The 17,763-nt window shown below is 46.8% G+C and carries 17 protein-coding genes and 3 pseudogenes; 16 read left to right on the top strand and 4 right to left on the bottom strand.

Annotation, left to right across the window (positions count from 1 at the left end; translation table 11 throughout):
- The first annotated feature begins 76 nt into the window (after positions 1–76).
- The 9 genes from CHA6605_RS27470 (at position 77) to nirD (ending at position 8,460) form a co-directional block, all read left to right on the top strand.
- Positions 77–316 carry an AbrB/MazE/SpoVT family DNA-binding domain-containing protein gene (locus tag CHA6605_RS27470; protein ID WP_015162624.1) on the top strand — a complete coding sequence of 80 codons (240 nt, stop codon included), beginning with the start codon at positions 77–79 and terminating at the stop codon, positions 314–316.
- A 90-nt stretch (positions 317–406) separates the two neighbouring features.
- On the top strand, positions 407–1,339 hold the full coding sequence (locus tag CHA6605_RS27465; protein ID WP_015162623.1) for an ROK family protein: 933 nt from the start codon (positions 407–409) through the stop codon (positions 1,337–1,339).
- A 157-nt stretch (positions 1,340–1,496) separates the two neighbouring features.
- Positions 1,497–2,198 (top strand): uracil-DNA glycosylase, encoded by a 702-nt coding sequence (locus tag CHA6605_RS27460; protein WP_015162622.1) that lies wholly within the window; start codon positions 1,497–1,499, stop codon positions 2,196–2,198.
- Positions 2,199–2,570: 372 nt separating this feature from the next.
- On the top strand, positions 2,571–2,825 hold the full coding sequence (locus tag CHA6605_RS27450) for a hypothetical protein (RefSeq protein WP_015162621.1): 255 nt from the start codon (positions 2,571–2,573) through the stop codon (positions 2,823–2,825).
- 32 nt (positions 2,826–2,857) lie between these two features.
- Positions 2,858–4,174, top strand: a complete 1,317-nt coding sequence (mltA, locus tag CHA6605_RS27445; RefSeq protein ID WP_015162620.1) for a murein transglycosylase A — start codon at positions 2,858–2,860, stop codon at positions 4,172–4,174.
- Between the two features lie 171 nt (positions 4,175–4,345).
- Positions 4,346–5,065, top strand: a complete 720-nt coding sequence (locus CHA6605_RS27440) for a GUN4 domain-containing protein (protein ID WP_015162619.1) — start codon at positions 4,346–4,348, stop codon at positions 5,063–5,065.
- A 283-nt stretch (positions 5,066–5,348) separates the two neighbouring features.
- Positions 5,349–7,877, top strand: coding sequence for a nitrite reductase large subunit NirB (nirB, locus tag CHA6605_RS27435; protein WP_015162618.1), 2,529 nt, complete (start codon positions 5,349–5,351; stop codon positions 7,875–7,877).
- Between the two features lie 33 nt (positions 7,878–7,910).
- Positions 7,911–8,060, top strand: a complete 150-nt coding sequence (locus CHA6605_RS34665; RefSeq protein ID WP_015162617.1) for a hypothetical protein — start codon at positions 7,911–7,913, stop codon at positions 8,058–8,060.
- 43 nt (positions 8,061–8,103) lie between these two features.
- Positions 8,104–8,460 carry a nitrite reductase small subunit NirD gene (gene nirD / locus CHA6605_RS27430; protein ID WP_015162616.1) on the top strand — a complete coding sequence of 119 codons (357 nt, stop codon included), beginning with the start codon at positions 8,104–8,106 and terminating at the stop codon, positions 8,458–8,460.
- A gap of 177 nt (positions 8,461–8,637) precedes the next feature.
- On the opposite strand, the gene CHA6605_RS36370 is transcribed toward nirD, so the two are convergent.
- Positions 8,638–8,772, bottom strand: coding sequence for a hypothetical protein (locus CHA6605_RS36370; protein WP_269744547.1), 135 nt, complete (start codon positions 8,770–8,772; stop codon positions 8,638–8,640).
- 386 nt (positions 8,773–9,158) lie between these two features.
- Here CHA6605_RS36370 and CHA6605_RS27425 point away from each other — a divergent pair, with 386 nt between their 5' ends.
- From CHA6605_RS27425 to CHA6605_RS37425, 3 genes and pseudogenes are all read left to right on the top strand, one after another.
- Entirely contained in the window at positions 9,159–10,187 is a 1,029-nt protein-coding gene (locus tag CHA6605_RS27425) for an alpha/beta hydrolase (protein ID WP_015162615.1), read from the top strand.
- A 116-nt stretch (positions 10,188–10,303) separates the two neighbouring features.
- Positions 10,304–10,735, top strand: a complete 432-nt coding sequence (locus CHA6605_RS27420) for an SDR family NAD(P)-dependent oxidoreductase (protein WP_015162614.1) — start codon at positions 10,304–10,306, stop codon at positions 10,733–10,735.
- Between the two features lie 210 nt (positions 10,736–10,945).
- Positions 10,946–11,059, top strand: a pseudogene (locus tag CHA6605_RS37425) (transposase); the annotation flags it as partial.
- A 568-nt stretch (positions 11,060–11,627) separates the two neighbouring features.
- Here CHA6605_RS37425 and CHA6605_RS37495 read toward each other — a convergent pair.
- Both CHA6605_RS37495 and CHA6605_RS27410 read right to left on the bottom strand, forming a co-directional pair.
- A pseudogene (locus CHA6605_RS37495) lies at positions 11,628–11,972 on the bottom strand (IS982 family transposase); the annotation flags it as partial.
- Positions 11,973–12,226: 254 nt separating this feature from the next.
- Entirely contained in the window at positions 12,227–12,694 is a 468-nt protein-coding gene (locus CHA6605_RS27410; RefSeq protein WP_015162612.1) for an Hsp20/alpha crystallin family protein, read from the bottom strand.
- A gap of 393 nt (positions 12,695–13,087) precedes the next feature.
- On the opposite strand from CHA6605_RS27410, the gene CHA6605_RS27405 reads away from it, so the two are divergent.
- The 3 genes from CHA6605_RS27405 (at position 13,088) to CHA6605_RS27395 (ending at position 15,669) form a co-directional block, all read left to right on the top strand.
- The gene (locus tag CHA6605_RS27405; RefSeq protein WP_015162611.1) at positions 13,088–13,954 is read left to right on the top strand and encodes a DUF8173 domain-containing protein; all 867 of its coding nucleotides are present in this window, start codon (positions 13,088–13,090) and stop codon (positions 13,952–13,954) included.
- Positions 13,955–14,124: 170 nt separating this feature from the next.
- Positions 14,125–14,898 (top strand): DUF6544 family protein, encoded by a 774-nt coding sequence (locus CHA6605_RS27400; protein ID WP_015162610.1) that lies wholly within the window; start codon positions 14,125–14,127, stop codon positions 14,896–14,898.
- 57 nt (positions 14,899–14,955) lie between these two features.
- Positions 14,956–15,669, top strand: coding sequence for a GerMN domain-containing protein (locus CHA6605_RS27395; RefSeq protein WP_015162609.1), 714 nt, complete (start codon positions 14,956–14,958; stop codon positions 15,667–15,669).
- A 58-nt stretch (positions 15,670–15,727) separates the two neighbouring features.
- On the opposite strand, the gene CHA6605_RS27390 is transcribed toward CHA6605_RS27395, so the two are convergent.
- The gene (locus CHA6605_RS27390) at positions 15,728–15,979 is read right to left on the bottom strand and encodes a hypothetical protein (RefSeq protein WP_015162608.1); all 252 of its coding nucleotides are present in this window, start codon (positions 15,977–15,979) and stop codon (positions 15,728–15,730) included.
- Positions 15,980–16,536: 557 nt separating this feature from the next.
- On the opposite strand from CHA6605_RS27390, the pseudogene CHA6605_RS27380 reads away from it, so the two are divergent.
- Positions 16,537–17,607: pseudogene (locus CHA6605_RS27380) on the top strand (photosynthetic reaction center family protein).
- Positions 17,608–17,763 lie beyond the last annotated feature (156 nt).

Here is a 17,763-nt window from a genome sequence, read left to right as displayed (position 1 = left end):
GTAAGATCAGTCTTGACTATTGATAGCTATTATGTAGTGCAATTACAATAGTAATCACATCAATTCTCGAAAATGTATGGAAATCAAGCTCCGAAAAGTAGGGAATTCGATCGGTACTAGCTTTCCGAAGGAAGTCCTCGATCGCTTAGGATTAGTCGAGGGAGACACGATGAACTTGGTGGTGACTGATGATGGCATCAAATTAGTCATTCACGATCCCAACTTTGACAAAGTGATGGCAGCCTATACACTAGGAGCCTCCCAGTATCGGAATGCAATGAGAGAGCTAGCCGATGGCCAACCCGCTCTGGATTAGTGAAACGATTGCCCCGCGCACCACCGATCGGGATAAAATGCTAAAGCAACATCGGCGTTCATCACGTTCTGACCTCTAACCTCTAATTTCATGACAGAAGTAATCGGGATCGACTTAGGCGGTACGGCAATTAAACTAGGGCGATTTACTGAAGATGGGACTTGTCTTCAGTCATTGACAGTGCCGACGCCACAACCTGCCTATCCCGATGACACGATCGATATGATGACTTATGCGATCGAGAAATTAGCCCCAGGATTGGCTAATATTAACGCGATCGGCGTGGGTACACCAGGCCCTGCGGATGCAGTGGGACGGGTGGCGAAGGTTGCCATCAATTTAAAAGGGTGGATCGATATTCCGGTGGCGACGCTGATCCAGTCTCGCACGGGCGTACCGACGATTGTTGGTAACGATGCTAATTGTGCGGGATTGGGGGAAAAATGGCTGGGTGCGGGGCGAAATTATCGCAATTTAGTATTATTAACTCTGGGTACTGGCGTTGGTGGCGCGGTGTTTCTCGATGGGGTATTATTTACCGGACATGCCGGGAGTGCGGGCGAATTGGGATTGATTGCTTTCGATCCAGATGGGCATCCCTGCAATAGTGGCAATAATGGCTCGTTGGAACAGTTTCTCTCTGGGCAAGCGATTCGACGCCTGACGGGTAAAGAGCCGAAAGAGCTGGGGATATTGGCCGCAGCAGGCGATCGAGATGCGTTAGAATTTTGGAATAATTACGGGCGCAATTTAGGGATTGGATTGACGAGTATCGTCTATGTCCTGACGCCAGAAGTCGCAATTATTGGTGGTGGAATTAGTGCCAGTGCCAAGTATTTTTTACCCGCCGCCCAACAAGAAATCGATCGCCGCGTGATGGCGACTTCGCGTCCGGGATTGAAGTTAATTGAGGCACAATTGGGCAATCATGCCGGAATTGCTGGTGCTGCTAAATTGGCATGGTATCTGCTCGATCGCCAGCAGGCGACAGGGGGACGAGGAGACGGGGGGACAGGGCGATAGATTAGTTGCCAAAACACAGATGTTTTTTGGATGCCAGAACCAGATCGCGACTAATAATTTGCAAGATGAAATAGCTGGGTGCAAATATTTATTAAATAGAGATTGCCTGAAACCTTTGTAGTGAGAACTATCAACTATCAACTATCAACTAAACCCCATGTCTTCAGAATCTCAATTAAACCTATTCGGTCAACTCGAAGTTAGTTCGCCTGTAGAATCATTACCAGCTAATAGATTCGAGCTGATTCCTACTAGTAGTAACATTCCGATTCCCTCCGGTACGTATGACAATCTCACGCAACTAGCCAGCCATTGCCAAGTGTGTCATCGCTGTGAATTGGGGAATACGCGAATTAATGCCGTCGTGGGTAGAGGTAACGAAAAAGCACCGATCTTGATTGTGGGGGAAGGGCCAGGGCAAAATGAGGACGAACAAGGTTTGCCATTTGTCGGTCGATCGGGTCAATTGCTCGAAAAAATTCTGGCCGCTGTTAAACTGTCGATCGAGCGCGACGTGTATATCTGCAATGTCGTCCGCTGTCGTCCGCCCGAAAATCGCGTCCCGCTACCTGCGGAAGTTGCCGCTTGCAAACCCTATCTACTCGAACAAATCCGGCTGGTAGATCCCAAAATTATCCTGCTCACAGGTGCCACAGCCGTCAAAGCAATTACGGGTAAAAAAGACGGAATTACCAAAATTCGCGGCACTTGGATCGAATGGGAAGGCAGATGGTGTATGCCGATTTTTCACCCAGCTTATTTACTGCGAAATCCCGCGCCAGATGTGGGCAAACCCAAGTGGTTGATGTGGCAAGATATTCAAGCCATCCGCGCCAAATTAGACGAACTCAGTGCGTAAGAAATCCCCTCCTGGGAGGGGTGCCCAACGGGTGGGGTGGGTCGGATCTTCACTACCCACCAACTATTTCCGCATTAAAAATTCGATCGAGTTGACGATCGAGGTAAAGCTGAATATCCAGCAATTATTCGGAGATCGATCGTGCGAGTTGAGGTTGTTACCCACTCCGCCCTCCGGGCACCCCTCCCAGGAGGGGATTTTTAGAGTTGCGTAACAAATAATTATCTCCCCGCTCCCCGCTCCCCGCTCCCCGCTCCCCGCTCCCCGCTCCCCGCTCCCCGCTCCCCGCTCCCCGCTCCCAACATTTTCAATTCTCGATCGAGATTTGGGCATACTCATAACTAATCAGTCTCAACCCAAACACGATCGAGTATGGCTAAGGTAGCAAACGAGTATGCAGTGCATCTGCTATTATCAGGCGGTCATCGCGAGGAAATTCGTTTCCCCACCGTCCAAGATTTTCAAAAATGGTATAGTAATGAACTGATGCCCAAATCCAGTTCTAGTGATTTTATTACCGTACCTTTAAAAAATAGTCAAGGTGAATATATGGTAATTCGCCCTAGCTGTGTCGAAGCAATTCGCGTCGAACCTGTATTTGCATCGAGTATCGATCGCGATTATTAGATTAGGTTTTAGGCTTTAGGCTTGAGGGATAAATGCCTAAAACTAGAGCAACAGTTATACAACTAGAGATCGATCTAGACGATGGTGATGGAAACATGACATCTCTAACTCTCGTCACCGATTGCATTGTCCAAGCGTTACTTAATAATTATTTCATGATTAAAACACTGGCTTTACTCACTTTGAATCTAGGTATTGCGCTAGGATTCAACCAGCAATCATCCGTGCGGGTGACTGCGGCCCCTTCAGCCAATGTCCAATCCGAACGGGGTAGCTCCACGACTAATACTAATAATAATTATGAAGAAAATTCGATCGGGTTTGACGATCAATTATGGGGCAAATCTGGTGATAAACTGGCTTTGCTTAAATCGATCGACAATAGTCTCCGATATATAGAAACCCCTGCTGCTGTTAGAGCCTACCAAAATTATGCCGTACAGGGCATCAATCGCGATCGAGTGCGCCGCTCGCTCGTCAGATTTCGTCAATTAGTAAATAAGAGTCGGTCTGCTGGCGAACTCCAAGCAGCAGTAAAAAAAGAATTTGTCTTCTATCAATCGGTCGGCAAAGATAATAAAGGTACCGTAACATTTACGGGCTACTACGAGCCAATTTACACAGCTAGCCGCCAACAAACTGCTGAATTTAAATATCCGCTCTACAAATTACCAGCAAGTTTTAGTAGCTGGAAAGATCCCCAGCCCGATCGTCTCATGCTAGAGGGCGCAGATGGCTTGCAAGGCAGCAAAAGTGAGTTAGCAGGGAATGAGATCTTTTGGATGCGCGATCGATTTGAGGCCGTGCTGGTACAGATTCAGGGATCGGCAGAACTCAATCTCACCGACGGTACTAAAACCACAGTCGGTTATGCTGGCGGTACGAGTTTTGCTTACACCAGTATTGGTAAAGAACTCGCCAAAGATGGTAAAGTGACACCCTCACAGCTCACGCTCCCCGGAATTATCCGCTACTTCCAAGAAAATCCTCAAGAACTAGACGTCTACATTCCCCGCTGGAAGCGATTCGTGTTTATGAAGGAAACCTTCAAAGGCGATCCGATGGGCAGTATTAATGTGCCAGTCACGCCAGATCGATCGATCGCCACCGACAAATCCATGATGCCACCAGGCGCGCTAGCTCTAGTGCATACCGAGTTACCTTATGCAAACGGTCGATCGATCGAACAAAAATTGGTCAGTCGCTATGTCTTGGATCAGGATACGGGTAGCGCGATTACTGGCCCCGGACGTGTAGACTATTTTATGGGTACTGGTAAAATTGCAGGCGATCGCGCAGGCGTCACTGGCGGGCCAGGATATCTCTATTATTTGTTGTTAAAAAGCTAGTTAGAAGGGTAGAAGGGTGGATGGGTAATAGGCAAAGTAAATCTTAACTAATCCCCAACTCCCCGCTCCCAACTCCCCACTCCCCACTCTCAACTTCACCACAAAGAACAAGTCAGACTATATTTGGTAAAATATCGATCGGACTCTCCACTTCTTAGCCGATCTTCACTCATGCCCGATTCCAGTACTACCTCACCATCGATACCTTCAGATATCGCCGAGTTACAGGAAAAATTTACAACTAATATCCCTAAAAATCAGTTGCAAATCCTCCCCCAGCTTGTTGCTACAGGGTTAGCAGGCATTGAATTTTTAAGCGAGTGGCTCCAACAACAACGGAGTACAGAGCCGACAATCGTCGGCGGAGCAGTGTATCAAGCTTTATATCAGAGCGAGCTGCCCACCGCCAAAGATTTTCTCGATCGTGAGTTTCCTACAGGCGTCGTGCCCTTAGCATCGAGTGTAGGCATCGATTATACGCAGCTTCAGCAATTACTCGCCCAACGCAACTTTCAAGCCGCAGATAAGCTTACCAACGAGAAGTTGTGCGAACTTGCAGGTAAGGATGCCGTCCAACGCAAGTGGATCTATTTTACCGAAGTCGAACAGTTACCAACGATCGACCTACATACGATCGATGCCTTGTGGCTGATTCACTCTGAAGGTAAATTTGGATTCTCGGTTCAGCGCGAAATGTGGCTGGGTATGTCCAAAAATTGGGATAAACTGTGGCCGAAAATCGGTTGGAAAGAGGGTAATAACTGGACTCGCTACCCAGGTTCGTTTACTTGGGATTTGACCGCGCCTAAAGGTCATTTACCGCTATCTAATCAATTGCGAGGCGTGCGGGCGATTTCTTCGTTACTATCTCATCCTGCTTGGGAAAAGTAGCCATGGGATTTTGGATTGTGGATTGGAAATAGACTGCTTCCAGTTCACCCATTACCTATTACCTATTATTACCAATCTACCCTGAAGCTTTAGCGAAGCTGAACGACTTCGCTAAAGCTTCAGCAAAAGCATCCACCGATCCAACCCCTATCCCCTATCCACACGATCCCCATGCAATTAGTGAATAATTGGGAGGATTTTGTATGTCTCGATACAAATTAAATTAGCTAATCTACCTAGCCTTATATAGACTCAGGATTATTCTAGGTAAGGTAGCATTCTCATGGCAAAACGGTTAGTAACGATCGGCAATGGAATGGTCGGTCATCGGTTCTTGGAACAGATGGCAGCAAAAGGTGCGGATTGGGAGCTAATCTGCTTTTGCGAAGAGCCACGGGTAGCTTACGACAGGGTTAATCTCAGCGGTTATTTTGCAGGTAAGACAGCCGAAGATTTATCGCTGGTCGAGCCAGATTTTTACCAGGATAATCAGATCGAGGTACACGTTGGCGATAAGGCAATTAGTATCGATCGAGCCAATAAGACTGTCACTTCTGCAAAAGGGTTGACGATTAGTTACGATAAGCTCGTGCTGGCGACTGGTTCCTATCCATTCGTACCGCCGATTAAAGGTAACGATTTACTAGGTACTTTTGTATATCGGACGATTTGCGATTTGGAGGCGACTGAAGCGTATGCCAAAAATTGCAAAGTAGGCGTAGTTGTCGGTGGTGGTTTACTAGGTTTGGAATGTGCCAATGCGCTCCAAAATTTGGGACTAAAAACCCATGTAGTCGAATTCATGCCGCGTCTGATGCCCGTACAGGTAGACGAATCTGGCGGTGCAGTATTGCGCCAGAAGATTGAAGATTTAGGTATCGGCATTCATACTGGCAAATCGACGACGGAGATTGTCGCCGACGAAAATGGACGTGTCTGCAAGATGTTATTTGCCGATGGTACCGAGTTAGAGACAGATCTAATCGTGTTCTCGGCGGGGATTCGTCCCCAGGATGAGTTAGCACGTCAGAGTGAATTAAAAATCGGCGATCGCGGCGGGATTGTTATCGACGATAATTGTCAGACATCCGATCCAGATGTCTATGCGATCGGTGAATGCGCGCTCTACAACAATCAAATTTTTGGCCTCGTCGCTCCCGGTTATCGGATGGCGGAAGTGGCCGCAGACAGGCTTTGTGGCAGCGATGCTAATAATTTCACGGGCGCAGACATGTCCACCAAATTGAAGCTATTAGGCATCGATGTCGCTAGCTTTGGCGACGCATTTGGCAAGACGGCTGGCTCGAAAGTAATTAAAATCGATGATGCGATCGCAGGTACTTACAAAAAACTGGTAGTTAATGAAGATGGTACCCGTTTACTCGGCGGGATTCTAGTCGGCGATGCTGCTCCTTATGGTACCTTGCTGCAACTGATGCAAAATCAGATGGCACTCCCGCCACATCCAGAAGATCTGATTTTACCGCCGCGCAGTGGTGCCAGCACGGCCATGGGCGTAGACCAATTCCCCGATACCGCCCAAATTTGCTCGTGTAATAACGTCACCAAAGGCCAAATCTGCACCGCGATTCAGGAGCAGGAACTGCGCGATATCGGTAGTGTCAAATCGTGTACCAACGCCGGAACTGGTTGCGGTGGTTGCGTTCCGTTAGTTACCGACTTACTCAAATCCGAACTCAAAAAAGCCGGAATTGCCGTCAATAACAACCTGTGCGAACACTTCGCCTTTTCCCGTCAGGAATTATATAGCCTAGTTCGATCGCAAAATATCCATACTTTTCAAGCCTTACTCGATCGCTATGGTACCGGACGCGGCTGCGAAATTTGCAAACCAGCCGTCGCTTCGCTCCTCGCCTCCGCTTGGAACGACCAAATTCTCGACGCACCCCACGTCGGCTTGCAAGATACAAACGATGCCTTCCTCGCCAATATTCAGCGCGATGGCACCTATTCCGTCATCCCCCGTATTCCTGGCGGCGAAATCACCCCCGACAAACTGATCGTCTTGGGCGAAGTTGCCAAAGAATTTGGCCTCTACACTAAGATCACGGGCGCACAACGCATCGATTTACTTGGCGCGCGGGTAGACCAACTCCCACACATTTGGCAGCGGCTGGTAGCGGCTGGCTTTGAATCTGGGCACGCCTACGGTAAAGCTTTGCGAACGGTTAAATCGTGCGTCGGTAGCACCTGGTGTCGGTTTGGCGTCCAAGATTCCGTCGGACTGTCGATCGAGGTAGAATTACGCTATCGCGGTCTGCGGGCACCTCACAAGCTCAAATCTGCGGTCTCTGGCTGCACCCGCGAATGCGCGGAAGCCCAAAGCAAGGATTTTGGAATTATCGCCACCGAAAAAGGTTGGAACCTGTACGTATGTGGTAACGGTGGGATGAAACCCCAACACGCGCAGCTATTAGCCGCCGACTTGGATAAAGAAACCCTGATTCGCTATATCGATAGGTTCTTGATGTTCTATATCCGTACCGCCAACCGCTTAGAACGCACGGCCACATGGTTTAATAAACTCGAAGGCGGCATGGAATATCTGCAAAATGTGATTATCAATGATTCCCTCGGCATCGCCGCCGAACTCGAAGCAGAAATGGCACATCAAGTTTCTACATACGCCTGCGAGTGGGATGTCACTCTCAAAGATCCCGTCAAGCTCCAACGCTTCCAACACTTCGTCAACAGCGACGCACCCGATCCGAATATCGTTCAAGTCGAAGAACGCGGCCAAAAACGCCCCGTTTACGAACACGAACGACAATTACTTTCGATCGACAGTTAAAATAGCCATAGGCCGTAATTCCTCAGAGAATTTATGACGATAGCTACCGCCCCCACGCAGAGTCAACAGTTACTGCTCGACGTCACCAATACCACTCTCACTGTCACCCCAGAACAATTCGATCTCCTGTGTATTGACAATCCCGATTTGAGGCTTGTCCGGTTTCACATTAAATATGAGTGAAATCTGGTAATCCAAATTCCTTTTATAAATTCCAACTTTTTTAATGTCACAAATAGAATCAATTCAGCCAACAACTCAACAGTGGACAACTATCTGCCCACTAGACCGAATTTTACCAAATACAGGCGTTTGTGCTTTAATAGATGGCCAACAAGTTGCTGTATTTAGAGTCGGTGAAGGGGAAGATATTTACGCGATCGAGAATTACGATCCGTTTAGCAAAGCCTACGTTTTATCTAGAGGAATTGTCGGCGATCGTAATGGTATTCCTAAAGTTGCATCGCCGATATACAAGCAAAATTTTAGTTTGTTGACAGGCGAATGTTTAGATGATGCCAAGGTAAAGTTACAGACTTTTTCTGCTAGAGTTGTCGATGAACAAGTCCAAGTTAGTAGCTAAAAAAGCGAGCGCAATATGTCGATCTGCTGGGCATAACAATATTTCTCACCAAGCCCATGGGATCTCAACGGGATGCCAGCGGCTCCTACTTTAACTCCCGATCGCTTGAGTAGAGGAATGTTTTGGAGTATTTATTTCTGGCAACATATTCATTCTTGCCGATCGTCCGAGCATTTACTATAGTTCCTGAGATTGGATCGCGGCAACCGCAGTAGCAACAGGCAAAAATAGCGTCAATGGTCGTTCGAGAATTGCCACAAAACCATTATTTTCATAAAAATGTTTTGCTCGATCGTCCAAAGCACGAACCAAAATCGATCGAGTATTAAGCTCGATCGCGTTTAAAGTTTCTCTCGATCGGATTTAGTCGATCGTTATTTCGATGCTTACTGGGGAATATGTTCGTGGACGCGATCGGATTGGGGAAGCGATCGATGCTAAGGGTACCCGCAATTACTACATCAGTTAATTTTAGTCTCCCTGAATATCTGGGATAAGTGCTTTAAAGCATGAAAACTCGATTGAGTCTAAATCACCGATTGGTTTTTTGTGCTGCACTCGATAATATGTCCGAACAATGGCGAGCACAAATTTGAAGTCGAGCAAGATTTTGATAAATCCGCGCAAGAATTTAATATCGCTGCCGCTATCCGAACTCGTAAAGTAAGGGTATCAAAGTCAATTCAGGAGCAGCGATCGTGAAATTAAGTTCTCGTCTATTAGCAATGTCGCTCGTAATGTTTGGTAGCACTGCCGCTGTAACGAACGTTTTCGCTCAAACGGTTTCTAGCCCACAACAGAAGATCGCTAGCAATCGCCAAACCTTCAAACCAGGCATCAATCGCGTTACATTTCAAAGTGCGGGCGAAAAATTAGTCGGCAATCTTTATCTCCCCACTAACTACAAAACTGGCGACAAACTACCAACTGTGATCGTCTCTGGCTCGTGGACGACAGTAAAAGAGCAAATGGCAGGGAAATACGCCCAAAAGCTGGCAGAACGCGGCTATGCTGCTTTAGCATTCGATTCCCGCTCCTTTGGTGAAAGTGGTGGTAAATTACGTAGTTGTGAATCGCCGACTGTCAAAATTCAAGACATTAAAAATGCGATTTCTTTTCTACAAACTGTCGATGCCGTAGATAAAAATCGGATTGCTGGATTGGGGATCTGTGCTGGTGCTGGATACATGACTACCGTAGCTGCTGAAGACGATCGACTCAAATCTTTAATAACCGTCGCGCTGTGGCTGCACAATCCCGCGATCGTTAATCAAGTTTATGGCGGTAAGGCTAAAGTCCAGCAGATGATTCAAACCGGACGTAAAGCCGCTGCAAGTTTTGCGAAAACGGGCAAAGGAGATTACCTTTTAGCTACTAGCAAAACCGATAAAACCGCAGTGATGTTCGGCGATATCGACTATTACCAAAATCCCCAACGCGGCGCAATTCCGCAGTGGAACAATCGCTTTGCCGTCGCAACTTGGGCGGAATGGCTGACCTTTAATCCGATGGATAAAGCCGATCGAGTCAAGATTCCGACACTATTTATTCATAGTGAAAAAGGGGCAATTCCTGCTGGAGCCAAACAATTTTTTGCAACGATACCTACTACTAATAAAAAAATAGTGTGGATGAATGATTATCAACAATTTGATTTCTACGATCGTCCGGATGTAATGGAGAAAACGCTTGCTTCGATCGTCGATCGGCTGCGATCCACACTCTAATTAATACTGGCAGGTTAAGAAGATTAGCTTCGTTCCAGTACCGCCCCGATTTCCAGTCTCCACGCAACTCTTCTCCAGAACTCAGGTTAACCAATATTTTCTAGAAAATTATCGCCATGCCTTTTACCCGTCGCCATCTGCTCGCTACTGGTGCCGCTGGACTTACCGCCGCAGTTGCCATTGCGCCAAAATCCACCGCCAAACCCACCCCAAATTCTGAAGTTGCCATCGCAAATACCTCGTCGGGTAACTTTGCTGGCAAAGTTGTCTTAATTACCGGAGCCACCTCTGGGATTGGTAAAGCCACCGCCGAAGCCTTTGCCAAACAGGGTGCTAATGTCTACTTCTGCGGTCGGCGCGCAGCCTTAGGAGCGCAAGTAGAACGTGATATTCGATCGACAGGTGGATCGGCAACTTATCAGGAAACGGATACTGTTGGCGAATTCAAAAATCGATTACCTCCGGTAGGCTCCGCCAACGAGTGGGCTGGCGATTGCGAAACGCTGGAGCAGGTCGCGCGCTTTCGATATGCCATTTTTTCAAAATGAGAACGGCGAGTTTGAGCTAGAGGAATCTCTTCAAGCCAAGCATAAATCCGCTCTAAATTCATTGCTGCTGCCGTCAAGTAGATCGAAACCATCAGTTCCAATCTCAATAGCTTTAGCCGCAGGATGCGCTTAGGAATAGTACTAATATTTTCAAACTACTCATCTTATGATAAAACGACCATCATAAACACGGTTAGTACAACATCCTCAATGCTCGTATGTGAGTATAAAGCATCCGGTAAATCCAACCAGTTCAGCGCAGTTGATGAGGCGATTAGGACTGTTCAGTTCATCCGCAATAAGGCTATTCGCCTATGGATGGATGGTGGGGCAAAGTCTTGTTACGTTGCGGAGCTACACCACATTGACGGCAACCATACAAATTGGAAGTCAAATAATTTGGAAGCTCTACATCGAGAATGTCACCAGCATCAGGCTATTCATAGTCAGGTGAGAGTCCGAACAGCGGGTTAGACCCGACTTAATAGGTGTCAAACCAGGAGCCGTGTGCGGTTAACGTCGCACGCACGGTTCTGAAGGAGAGGTGTCCTGGAGTAATCTAGGCATCGACTCTAATAAGCATGGGGGAGTGTCAAGTCCAGATATCCGGCGATTGTGGCAGACTTTTAGACAAGTAGAATCAATGAAGCGGTGCGCGCTCGTCGGGTTCCCCCATTCGTGACAAGTTAAGGCGCGATCGCAATTGTCAAGCACGTTTGGCGATCCTTCGATCGACCGTTACATCAGATATTCAGAGATCGAATACATTAGCACTATCAATCGAGTTTTTTGATATATAGTGAGACCGAACCAACAGCCACGCTATATATGGGTGTTGACATTCGATCGAAAACCTTAACTTGTCACAGATGGGGTTCCCCGACGTAAAAAGCGCAACAAGACAACTAATTCCGGTACAAGCCCCAAAACACTGCTTGAGATAGACACACAACGGCAATAGCGTTTGAGAAATCCATTCCCCGGATTGCCCAGCTATGGGCAATCCGGGGAATGCACCCGACTAGTAAACACTTACGTGGTCAAGGTAATAATGCTTGAAGTTCCGATAATGGTGCTGATGAAATGTCACCAGAATTGTCATGATTTCGCTCAGACACAGGCTTTGAGCACGGCGACGGGTTTGGCGATCTCCGGCGATAAGGTGTGAATGCCACCGTGGTTCAAATTTTTGGCAGAAATCATCAATATCCGAGAATAATGCGTCTAAACTATTCATAGGAGGAGGTGCTAGAGCGTTGATAGTTGTACCTTGTAGCTTAATGCCTCCTTCCTTTCTTATCCCGAACTGACGTTATCTACTAAATTCTAATCATACTCAATACGAACCCTTGGCATTACCTCATCACATTTGTTCTTTGATTTTGATATTAATTAAAATCTCACCAATCGCGCTTGAAATACGATCGATGAGATCCTCATAACGGTTGGGGATTAACAAAAGGATTGCTGTTAAAGACAGCAAGCTTTGAGCTACTTAACTTCGACCTTGACGACTTTTTTCTTGTCTTCCGCTGATTTGGGGAGATCGAGCGTCAAAATTCCATTTTTATATTCAGCGTGAGCCGCATCAGTTTTGACCTGTACGGGTAAAGGAATGATGCGCTCAAACTTGCCATAACGAAACTCAGAACGAACCGCACCTTTTTCCTCAGTTTTGGTTTCGGACTTGCGTTCGCCGCTGATGGATACGGATCGATCGGTGACTTGAATATCGAGGTCTTTGGCTTCTAATCCAGGAATTTCGAGTTTGAGATGGATTGCCTCTGGGGTATCTTCCAGCTCTGCTGAAGGTATAAATGCCATTAGCTCACCATCCCCATTACCGCTGGGCGATAGTTGCTGGAACAAGCGATTCATCTCTGCTTGGAGGGTATCGATCGTGGGTAAAGATTCCCAGTGAGTAATGTCGCGAAAAGGCCGCCATTGAATAATTGCCATATTAACATTCTCCAATATTACTGACTTGAAACTAATTTTCACTTAGCTACTGTTGGTATTTGCTCTTTGAGGATTGATGTGCAAATCATAGCTGTTTCTATATCTATTATTAGCGTAGCTTTATCATCGAGCTATAAACAGCAACCAAGATACTCAACTATTAGGTTAGTAATACTTTGTGAGAAACTTGTGAGGATTTACAACTGGATATTTGTTAGCCTCAGTGCCAAATTTGAACTATTTAAACAGCTCGAACTTTCCTCACGAGTTCCTCATTTTTGTGAACTAGCCTGAGAACTAATGGATGTTTTGTCATTCAGGCAGGGTGTGTTGACTTATTTTTACCAAGTCAGTCGATAAGATCTCGCGGAAGTTAACAAGAGGCTAAAATTCATGAAATTGCCACAATTAATACTGGCTTTTATCGCCACCATTTGCTTAATCTTTGCGGGCAATGCGCTGGCGCAGACAGATATTAATCTTAACAATACCAATCTAATTCGCTTTGGCGGCAACGTCACCGTACCAGCGAACCAAGTTATCGAAAACGCCCATGCTTTTGGTGGCAGTGTAACAGTATTACCTAATGCCAGAGTTGTAGACACGGCAATTGCCGTGGGTAGAGATGTCATCCTCAAATCGGGAGCGCGAGTAGATGGCGATGCTTACTCGATCGGTGGCAAAATCGTCCAGGAACCAGGGGCAACGATCGGGGGCCAGAGAGGAACATTCAACGACCGACATGGCATGATGTCTGGCTCATACGGGCGACACAGCTTCTTCCCCTGGTATTTCTTCAATGCGATGTTTAGAATCAGTTCTGCTGTAGTTGCCGCGATCCTCGGACTGATTATCTTACAAACTAGCCCGCAGTTTTTACCAGATTTGGCAGCAAAATTGCGTCACGATCCTGGTTTAACGGCTGTGTGGGGATTCGGCGCGATCGTATCGATTGTATTTATCAGCGTATGTTTGGCGATTACCCTAATTGGAATTCCTCTGATTCCCCTGCTCAGTTTGACTGTAATTATTGCGTCGTTAGTCGGTTCGCTAGGAGTGGCTCTATTTGTCGGTCAAAGTTTTTATCGCGATCGTCAGATGTCAGTTTCCCAGCAGTTCTTAGTAGGTTTGGCAATATTGACAGTGCTGGCATTAATTCCCTTTTTTGGTGGGTTGGTAGTTTTCCTCGTCAATCTCTTTGGATTGGGTGTTATCTTACTCTGGCAATTTGGGAGAGCAAAACCCCAAATAGCTGTCTAGATTTAATGGCAACTTTATCATAAACTCACAGATCGATTTCTTCACGAGTTCCCCACAAACTTATCTTAGTCTGAGGATGTCAGCCAATCGGATCGATTGCCGACTAGAGAACTACAATCCGCTGTAATTAACTCTTCATCTAGATCCAATGTTACCGAATGGAGATTGCTATGACTGCAACTACAACTATCACCAAAACCAAAGAGATTTCGATCGACGAATTATGGGAATCGACTGCCATTAGCGAACGAATTTTTAATCCCGAATCGATCGCACATCTGCCCACAGCAGCGCAACTTTATCTCAACCACGCAATCGTTCCTGGTGCCAAACTCGCCTCCGCCGTCAGATTGTGGATGCACGGCGAAATCAAACTCGGTCAAAAATGGTATCACTTTACAGGTGAGGAAGTAATTTGCTGGAATCGGGGGATGATGTGGTGGGCGACAACTTGGATGCAAGGTTTACCGATTTGGGGAGCAGACAGTGTAGTAGATGGCATGAGTGAAGTCCAAAGAAAAATGCTGGGGCTATTTACCGTCATGGAAGCGTCTGGGGCTGGTGTTACTCGATCGGGTAAGGGACGAATGCAGGGCGAATCGGTATGGTTGCCCTCGGTGCTGTGTAATCCCGATCTTGCTTGGACGGAAATGGATACAGAGCATGTGCGGGCCAATTTTACCGCACTCGGCGAACAGGCAGAACTAGTCCTGGGAGTAGATCGATTTGGGGGATTAAAACGGGTGAAGTTTCTGCTGTGGAGCAATCCTGAAGGTCGCGAACACCAATATGTAGATTTTGGCGGTGTGGTAGAAGCAAATGGGACATTTGGCGATTACACGATTCCGACTCAGTTGCGATTGGGTTGGTTCTTCGATAGCGAACGCTTTGAATCTGAAGGTGAATTTTTCCGCTGTAGGATCGATAACGCTATTTATCGTTAGTTGAATATTCAACCCAAGTTGCTACCTTCTGCGTATCCTTACTAGTAGCGAGATTTTATGAAAATAACTGTGAATCACAAACATGCTGTCAAACTATCGCTATTGTTGACGACAGTAGTCGCATTGAGTCTCTGGGCGGGAAATCTGGTACTTTCTCCAGATCGTCAAAAACCATCAACTCCAGTTACTACCTCTTCTAACACGCCAACTAATCCACCGCCGAGATCGACCACTCAACTAAGTCAGCCTCAAGTTTATTGGTTGAGAACAAGTCGTAATAAACTCACTCTAGTTGCCAAGTCGCTACCATCGAATACCGATAATAATAGTTCGTCTTCGTCCCAGCAAGTCCTCACAACTGCCATGCACAAGCTACTAGCAGCCCAGCCTGGTGAAGATTTGAGCAGTACGATTCCTAAAGGTACCAAACTTCGCAGTTTGAAAGTTCGAGCGGATGGCGTGCATGTCGATTTATCGCGGGAATTTCGATCGGGTGGGGGGAGTACTTCGGTTATTTATCGAATCGCACAAGTAATTTATACAGCGACCAGTCTCAATCCCGATGGCAAAGTTTTTGTTTCTATCGAAGGACAACCGATCGATGAAAAACATCCATTAGGCGGTGAAGGATTGATTTTACATCAACCAACTACTCGCGCTCAGTTTCTGACTGACTTCCCTCTAGATTCCAGGCAGCGAAGCCGTCCTAGACGTAATCCTATTTACATCGCGGCGGCGGATATTTTTTACCATATTTCGATCTGGGGATAGATTCGGCAAATTAGATCTTTGAGTTATTCGCGATCGTCGCCAATCTCGCTCGCAAACCCTAAATTTTTGTATCGGAGTCCGGCGCAATTTCGATCCCCCGCACTTGACCTGGTTCGATCGTTTTAATCAAATCTTGAAAGCCATTAATTTTTACCCCGATCTGTGCGGTGGCGACTGTCAATTCTCGATCGAATGCAGTGAGATCGTCGCGATAGCCACACTGCTGCGCTGCTAATTTAATGCCTTGGTTAGCATTTGCTTGGGCACAATCGATTAAGTCTATTCCATGGAGAGGTACTTGCGATTCCATAAGTTTGAGCCTCCAAAGGTGAGCTATGTTTAGCATAAATGCCTACTATTCACTATCCACGACATCTAATTTTTTGATACTGGGAAGGGAGTGGCTATTTGGGCAATAATCTATACAATCAATCGCTCGCTTGGTCAATACTGTGGATGGATGAAGAGCGCATTTTAGATAGCGATTACGGCTAAAGTATTGACAGCGTTGACACCCAACATTTGGATGTATTTTCAATCTAACCAAGTGGGGAATGTTCGAGCGAAGATAAATATTAATTCGAGCAGCGATCGCGAGTAGCATCACAATACTCAGCACGATCGTCAACATTGGACTCAGCTCCACGGAAATCCCACTCCCCAACGGGGGTGGAAGTAGTGAACTAGATGATGGAATTGCGATCGATTTGGCGACCATCTCAGTTAGGGCATAACACAATTAATCTGTCTTTTAAGATATGCTTCGATTGTGAGTTTCTCATGAGCAATTTTAGAGCTTACTTCCTCACAAGTTCCTCAAATTATCGATCTACCATTTTGGTAGCATCACTTGAGGAGATCGAACTGATGAGTACTACAATTCAAACTCGTCTGGGATCGGATAGCTTTGGTATTTGGGAGCGGTTTCGTCAATGGATTACCAGCACCGACAATCGGCTGTATATCGGTTGGTTTGGCGTACTGATGATTCCCACCATACTGACCGCTACCACTTGTTTTATCATTGCCTTTATTACTGCCCCAGGAGTCGATATGGAGGGCATCCGCGACCCGATTGAGGGGGCATTACTTGCTGGTAACAACTTAATTACCGCTGCCGTCGTGCCGACTTCTGCGGCGATCGGGTTACATTTTTACCCGCTTTGGGATGCGGCTTCGATCGATGAATGGCTCTACAATGGCGGCCCTTATCAATTAGTCGTGTTACATTTCCTGATTGGCATTTGGTGCTATTTAGGACGGTTATGGGAACTGAGCTATCGGCTCGGTGCTCGCCCGTGGATTGCTGTGGCATTTTCGGCTCCAGCAGCGGCAGCAACTGCGGTGCTGTTAGTTTATCCGATCGGTTAAGGTAGTTTTGCTGACGGTTTGCCGTTAGGGATTGCCGGGACATTCCACTTTATGCTGGCATTTCAGGGCGACCATAATATTATGATGCACCCCTTCCACATGTTGGGAGTCGCGGGTGTATTTGGTGGGGCACTCTTGAGTTCTCTACATGGTTCGTTAGTCACATCGACCCTGATTCGGGAGACTAGTGAGGATGAACCGATCGAGCATGGCTATGATTTCGGGCAATCCCGTCCTACCTATGACTACTTAGCCGGACATAGCGGTTTTCTCGGTCGGCTCTTAATTCCCGGATTTGCCAGTCGCAACCATCGGGCTTTTCATTTCTTACTCGTCGCCTTGCCGACAGTGGGGATTTGGTTCGCCGCTTTGGGCGTAAGTACGATGGCGTTTGGCATCAATGGTTTTAATTTCAACCATTCGCTTGCCGATAGTCATGGCAAATTAATCCGTAGCAATGCCGATCTGATTAACCGCGCTAATTTGGGATTGCAGGGAATGCACGCACCCAATGTTCACAACTTCCCGTTAGTTTTGTCCGCAGCTACGGCTCCCCCTGTCGGCTAATCCACTCCCTCACCAACCCTAGCTTGGCTCAGTGAGGGCTTTCGCGATCGAGTCCGATCTAGTTGCAATAGGCATCGAGCGATGAAATCAAACTACGCCAACCAAATTAGTGCACTAATGACAATTTTGGTGCTAATTGGTCTTATTATAAATCTC

The organism is Chamaesiphon minutus PCC 6605, assembly GCF_000317145.1.
Lineage (GTDB): Bacteria > Cyanobacteriota > Cyanobacteriia > Cyanobacteriales > Chamaesiphonaceae > Chamaesiphon > Chamaesiphon minutus.
This window is presented reverse-complemented; position numbering and strand designations above follow the sequence as displayed.

Excerpts from the sequence above, each read along its gene's own strand:
- CHA6605_RS27395 (WP_015162609.1), top strand. The coding sequence starts at position 14,956 with ATGAAAATAACTGTGAATCACAAACATGCTGTCAAACTATCGCTATTG.
- CHA6605_RS27465 (WP_015162623.1), top strand. The coding sequence starts at position 407 with ATGACAGAAGTAATCGGGATCGACTTAGGCGGTACGGCAATTAAACTA.
- CHA6605_RS27390 (WP_015162608.1), bottom strand. The coding sequence starts at position 15,979 with ATGGAATCGCAAGTACCTCTCCATGGAATAGACTTAATCGATTGTGCC.
- CHA6605_RS27400 (WP_015162610.1), top strand. The coding sequence starts at position 14,125 with ATGACTGCAACTACAACTATCACCAAAACCAAAGAGATTTCGATCGAC.
- CHA6605_RS27405 (WP_015162611.1), top strand. The coding sequence starts at position 13,088 with ATGAAATTGCCACAATTAATACTGGCTTTTATCGCCACCATTTGCTTA.
- nirD (WP_015162616.1), top strand. The coding sequence starts at position 8,104 with ATGTCACAAATAGAATCAATTCAGCCAACAACTCAACAGTGGACAACT.
- CHA6605_RS34665 (WP_015162617.1), top strand. The coding sequence starts at position 7,911 with ATGACGATAGCTACCGCCCCCACGCAGAGTCAACAGTTACTGCTCGAC.
- nirB (WP_015162618.1), top strand. The coding sequence starts at position 5,349 with ATGGCAAAACGGTTAGTAACGATCGGCAATGGAATGGTCGGTCATCGG.
- CHA6605_RS27420 (WP_015162614.1), top strand. The coding sequence starts at position 10,304 with ATGCCTTTTACCCGTCGCCATCTGCTCGCTACTGGTGCCGCTGGACTT.
- CHA6605_RS27450 (WP_015162621.1), top strand. The coding sequence starts at position 2,571 with ATGGCTAAGGTAGCAAACGAGTATGCAGTGCATCTGCTATTATCAGGC.
- CHA6605_RS27410 (WP_015162612.1), bottom strand. The coding sequence starts at position 12,694 with ATGGCAATTATTCAATGGCGGCCTTTTCGCGACATTACTCACTGGGAA.
- CHA6605_RS27470 (WP_015162624.1), top strand. The coding sequence starts at position 77 with ATGGAAATCAAGCTCCGAAAAGTAGGGAATTCGATCGGTACTAGCTTT.
- mltA (WP_015162620.1), top strand. The coding sequence starts at position 2,858 with ATGCCTAAAACTAGAGCAACAGTTATACAACTAGAGATCGATCTAGAC.
- CHA6605_RS27440 (WP_015162619.1), top strand. The coding sequence starts at position 4,346 with ATGCCCGATTCCAGTACTACCTCACCATCGATACCTTCAGATATCGCC.
- CHA6605_RS27460 (WP_015162622.1), top strand. The coding sequence starts at position 1,497 with ATGTCTTCAGAATCTCAATTAAACCTATTCGGTCAACTCGAAGTTAGT.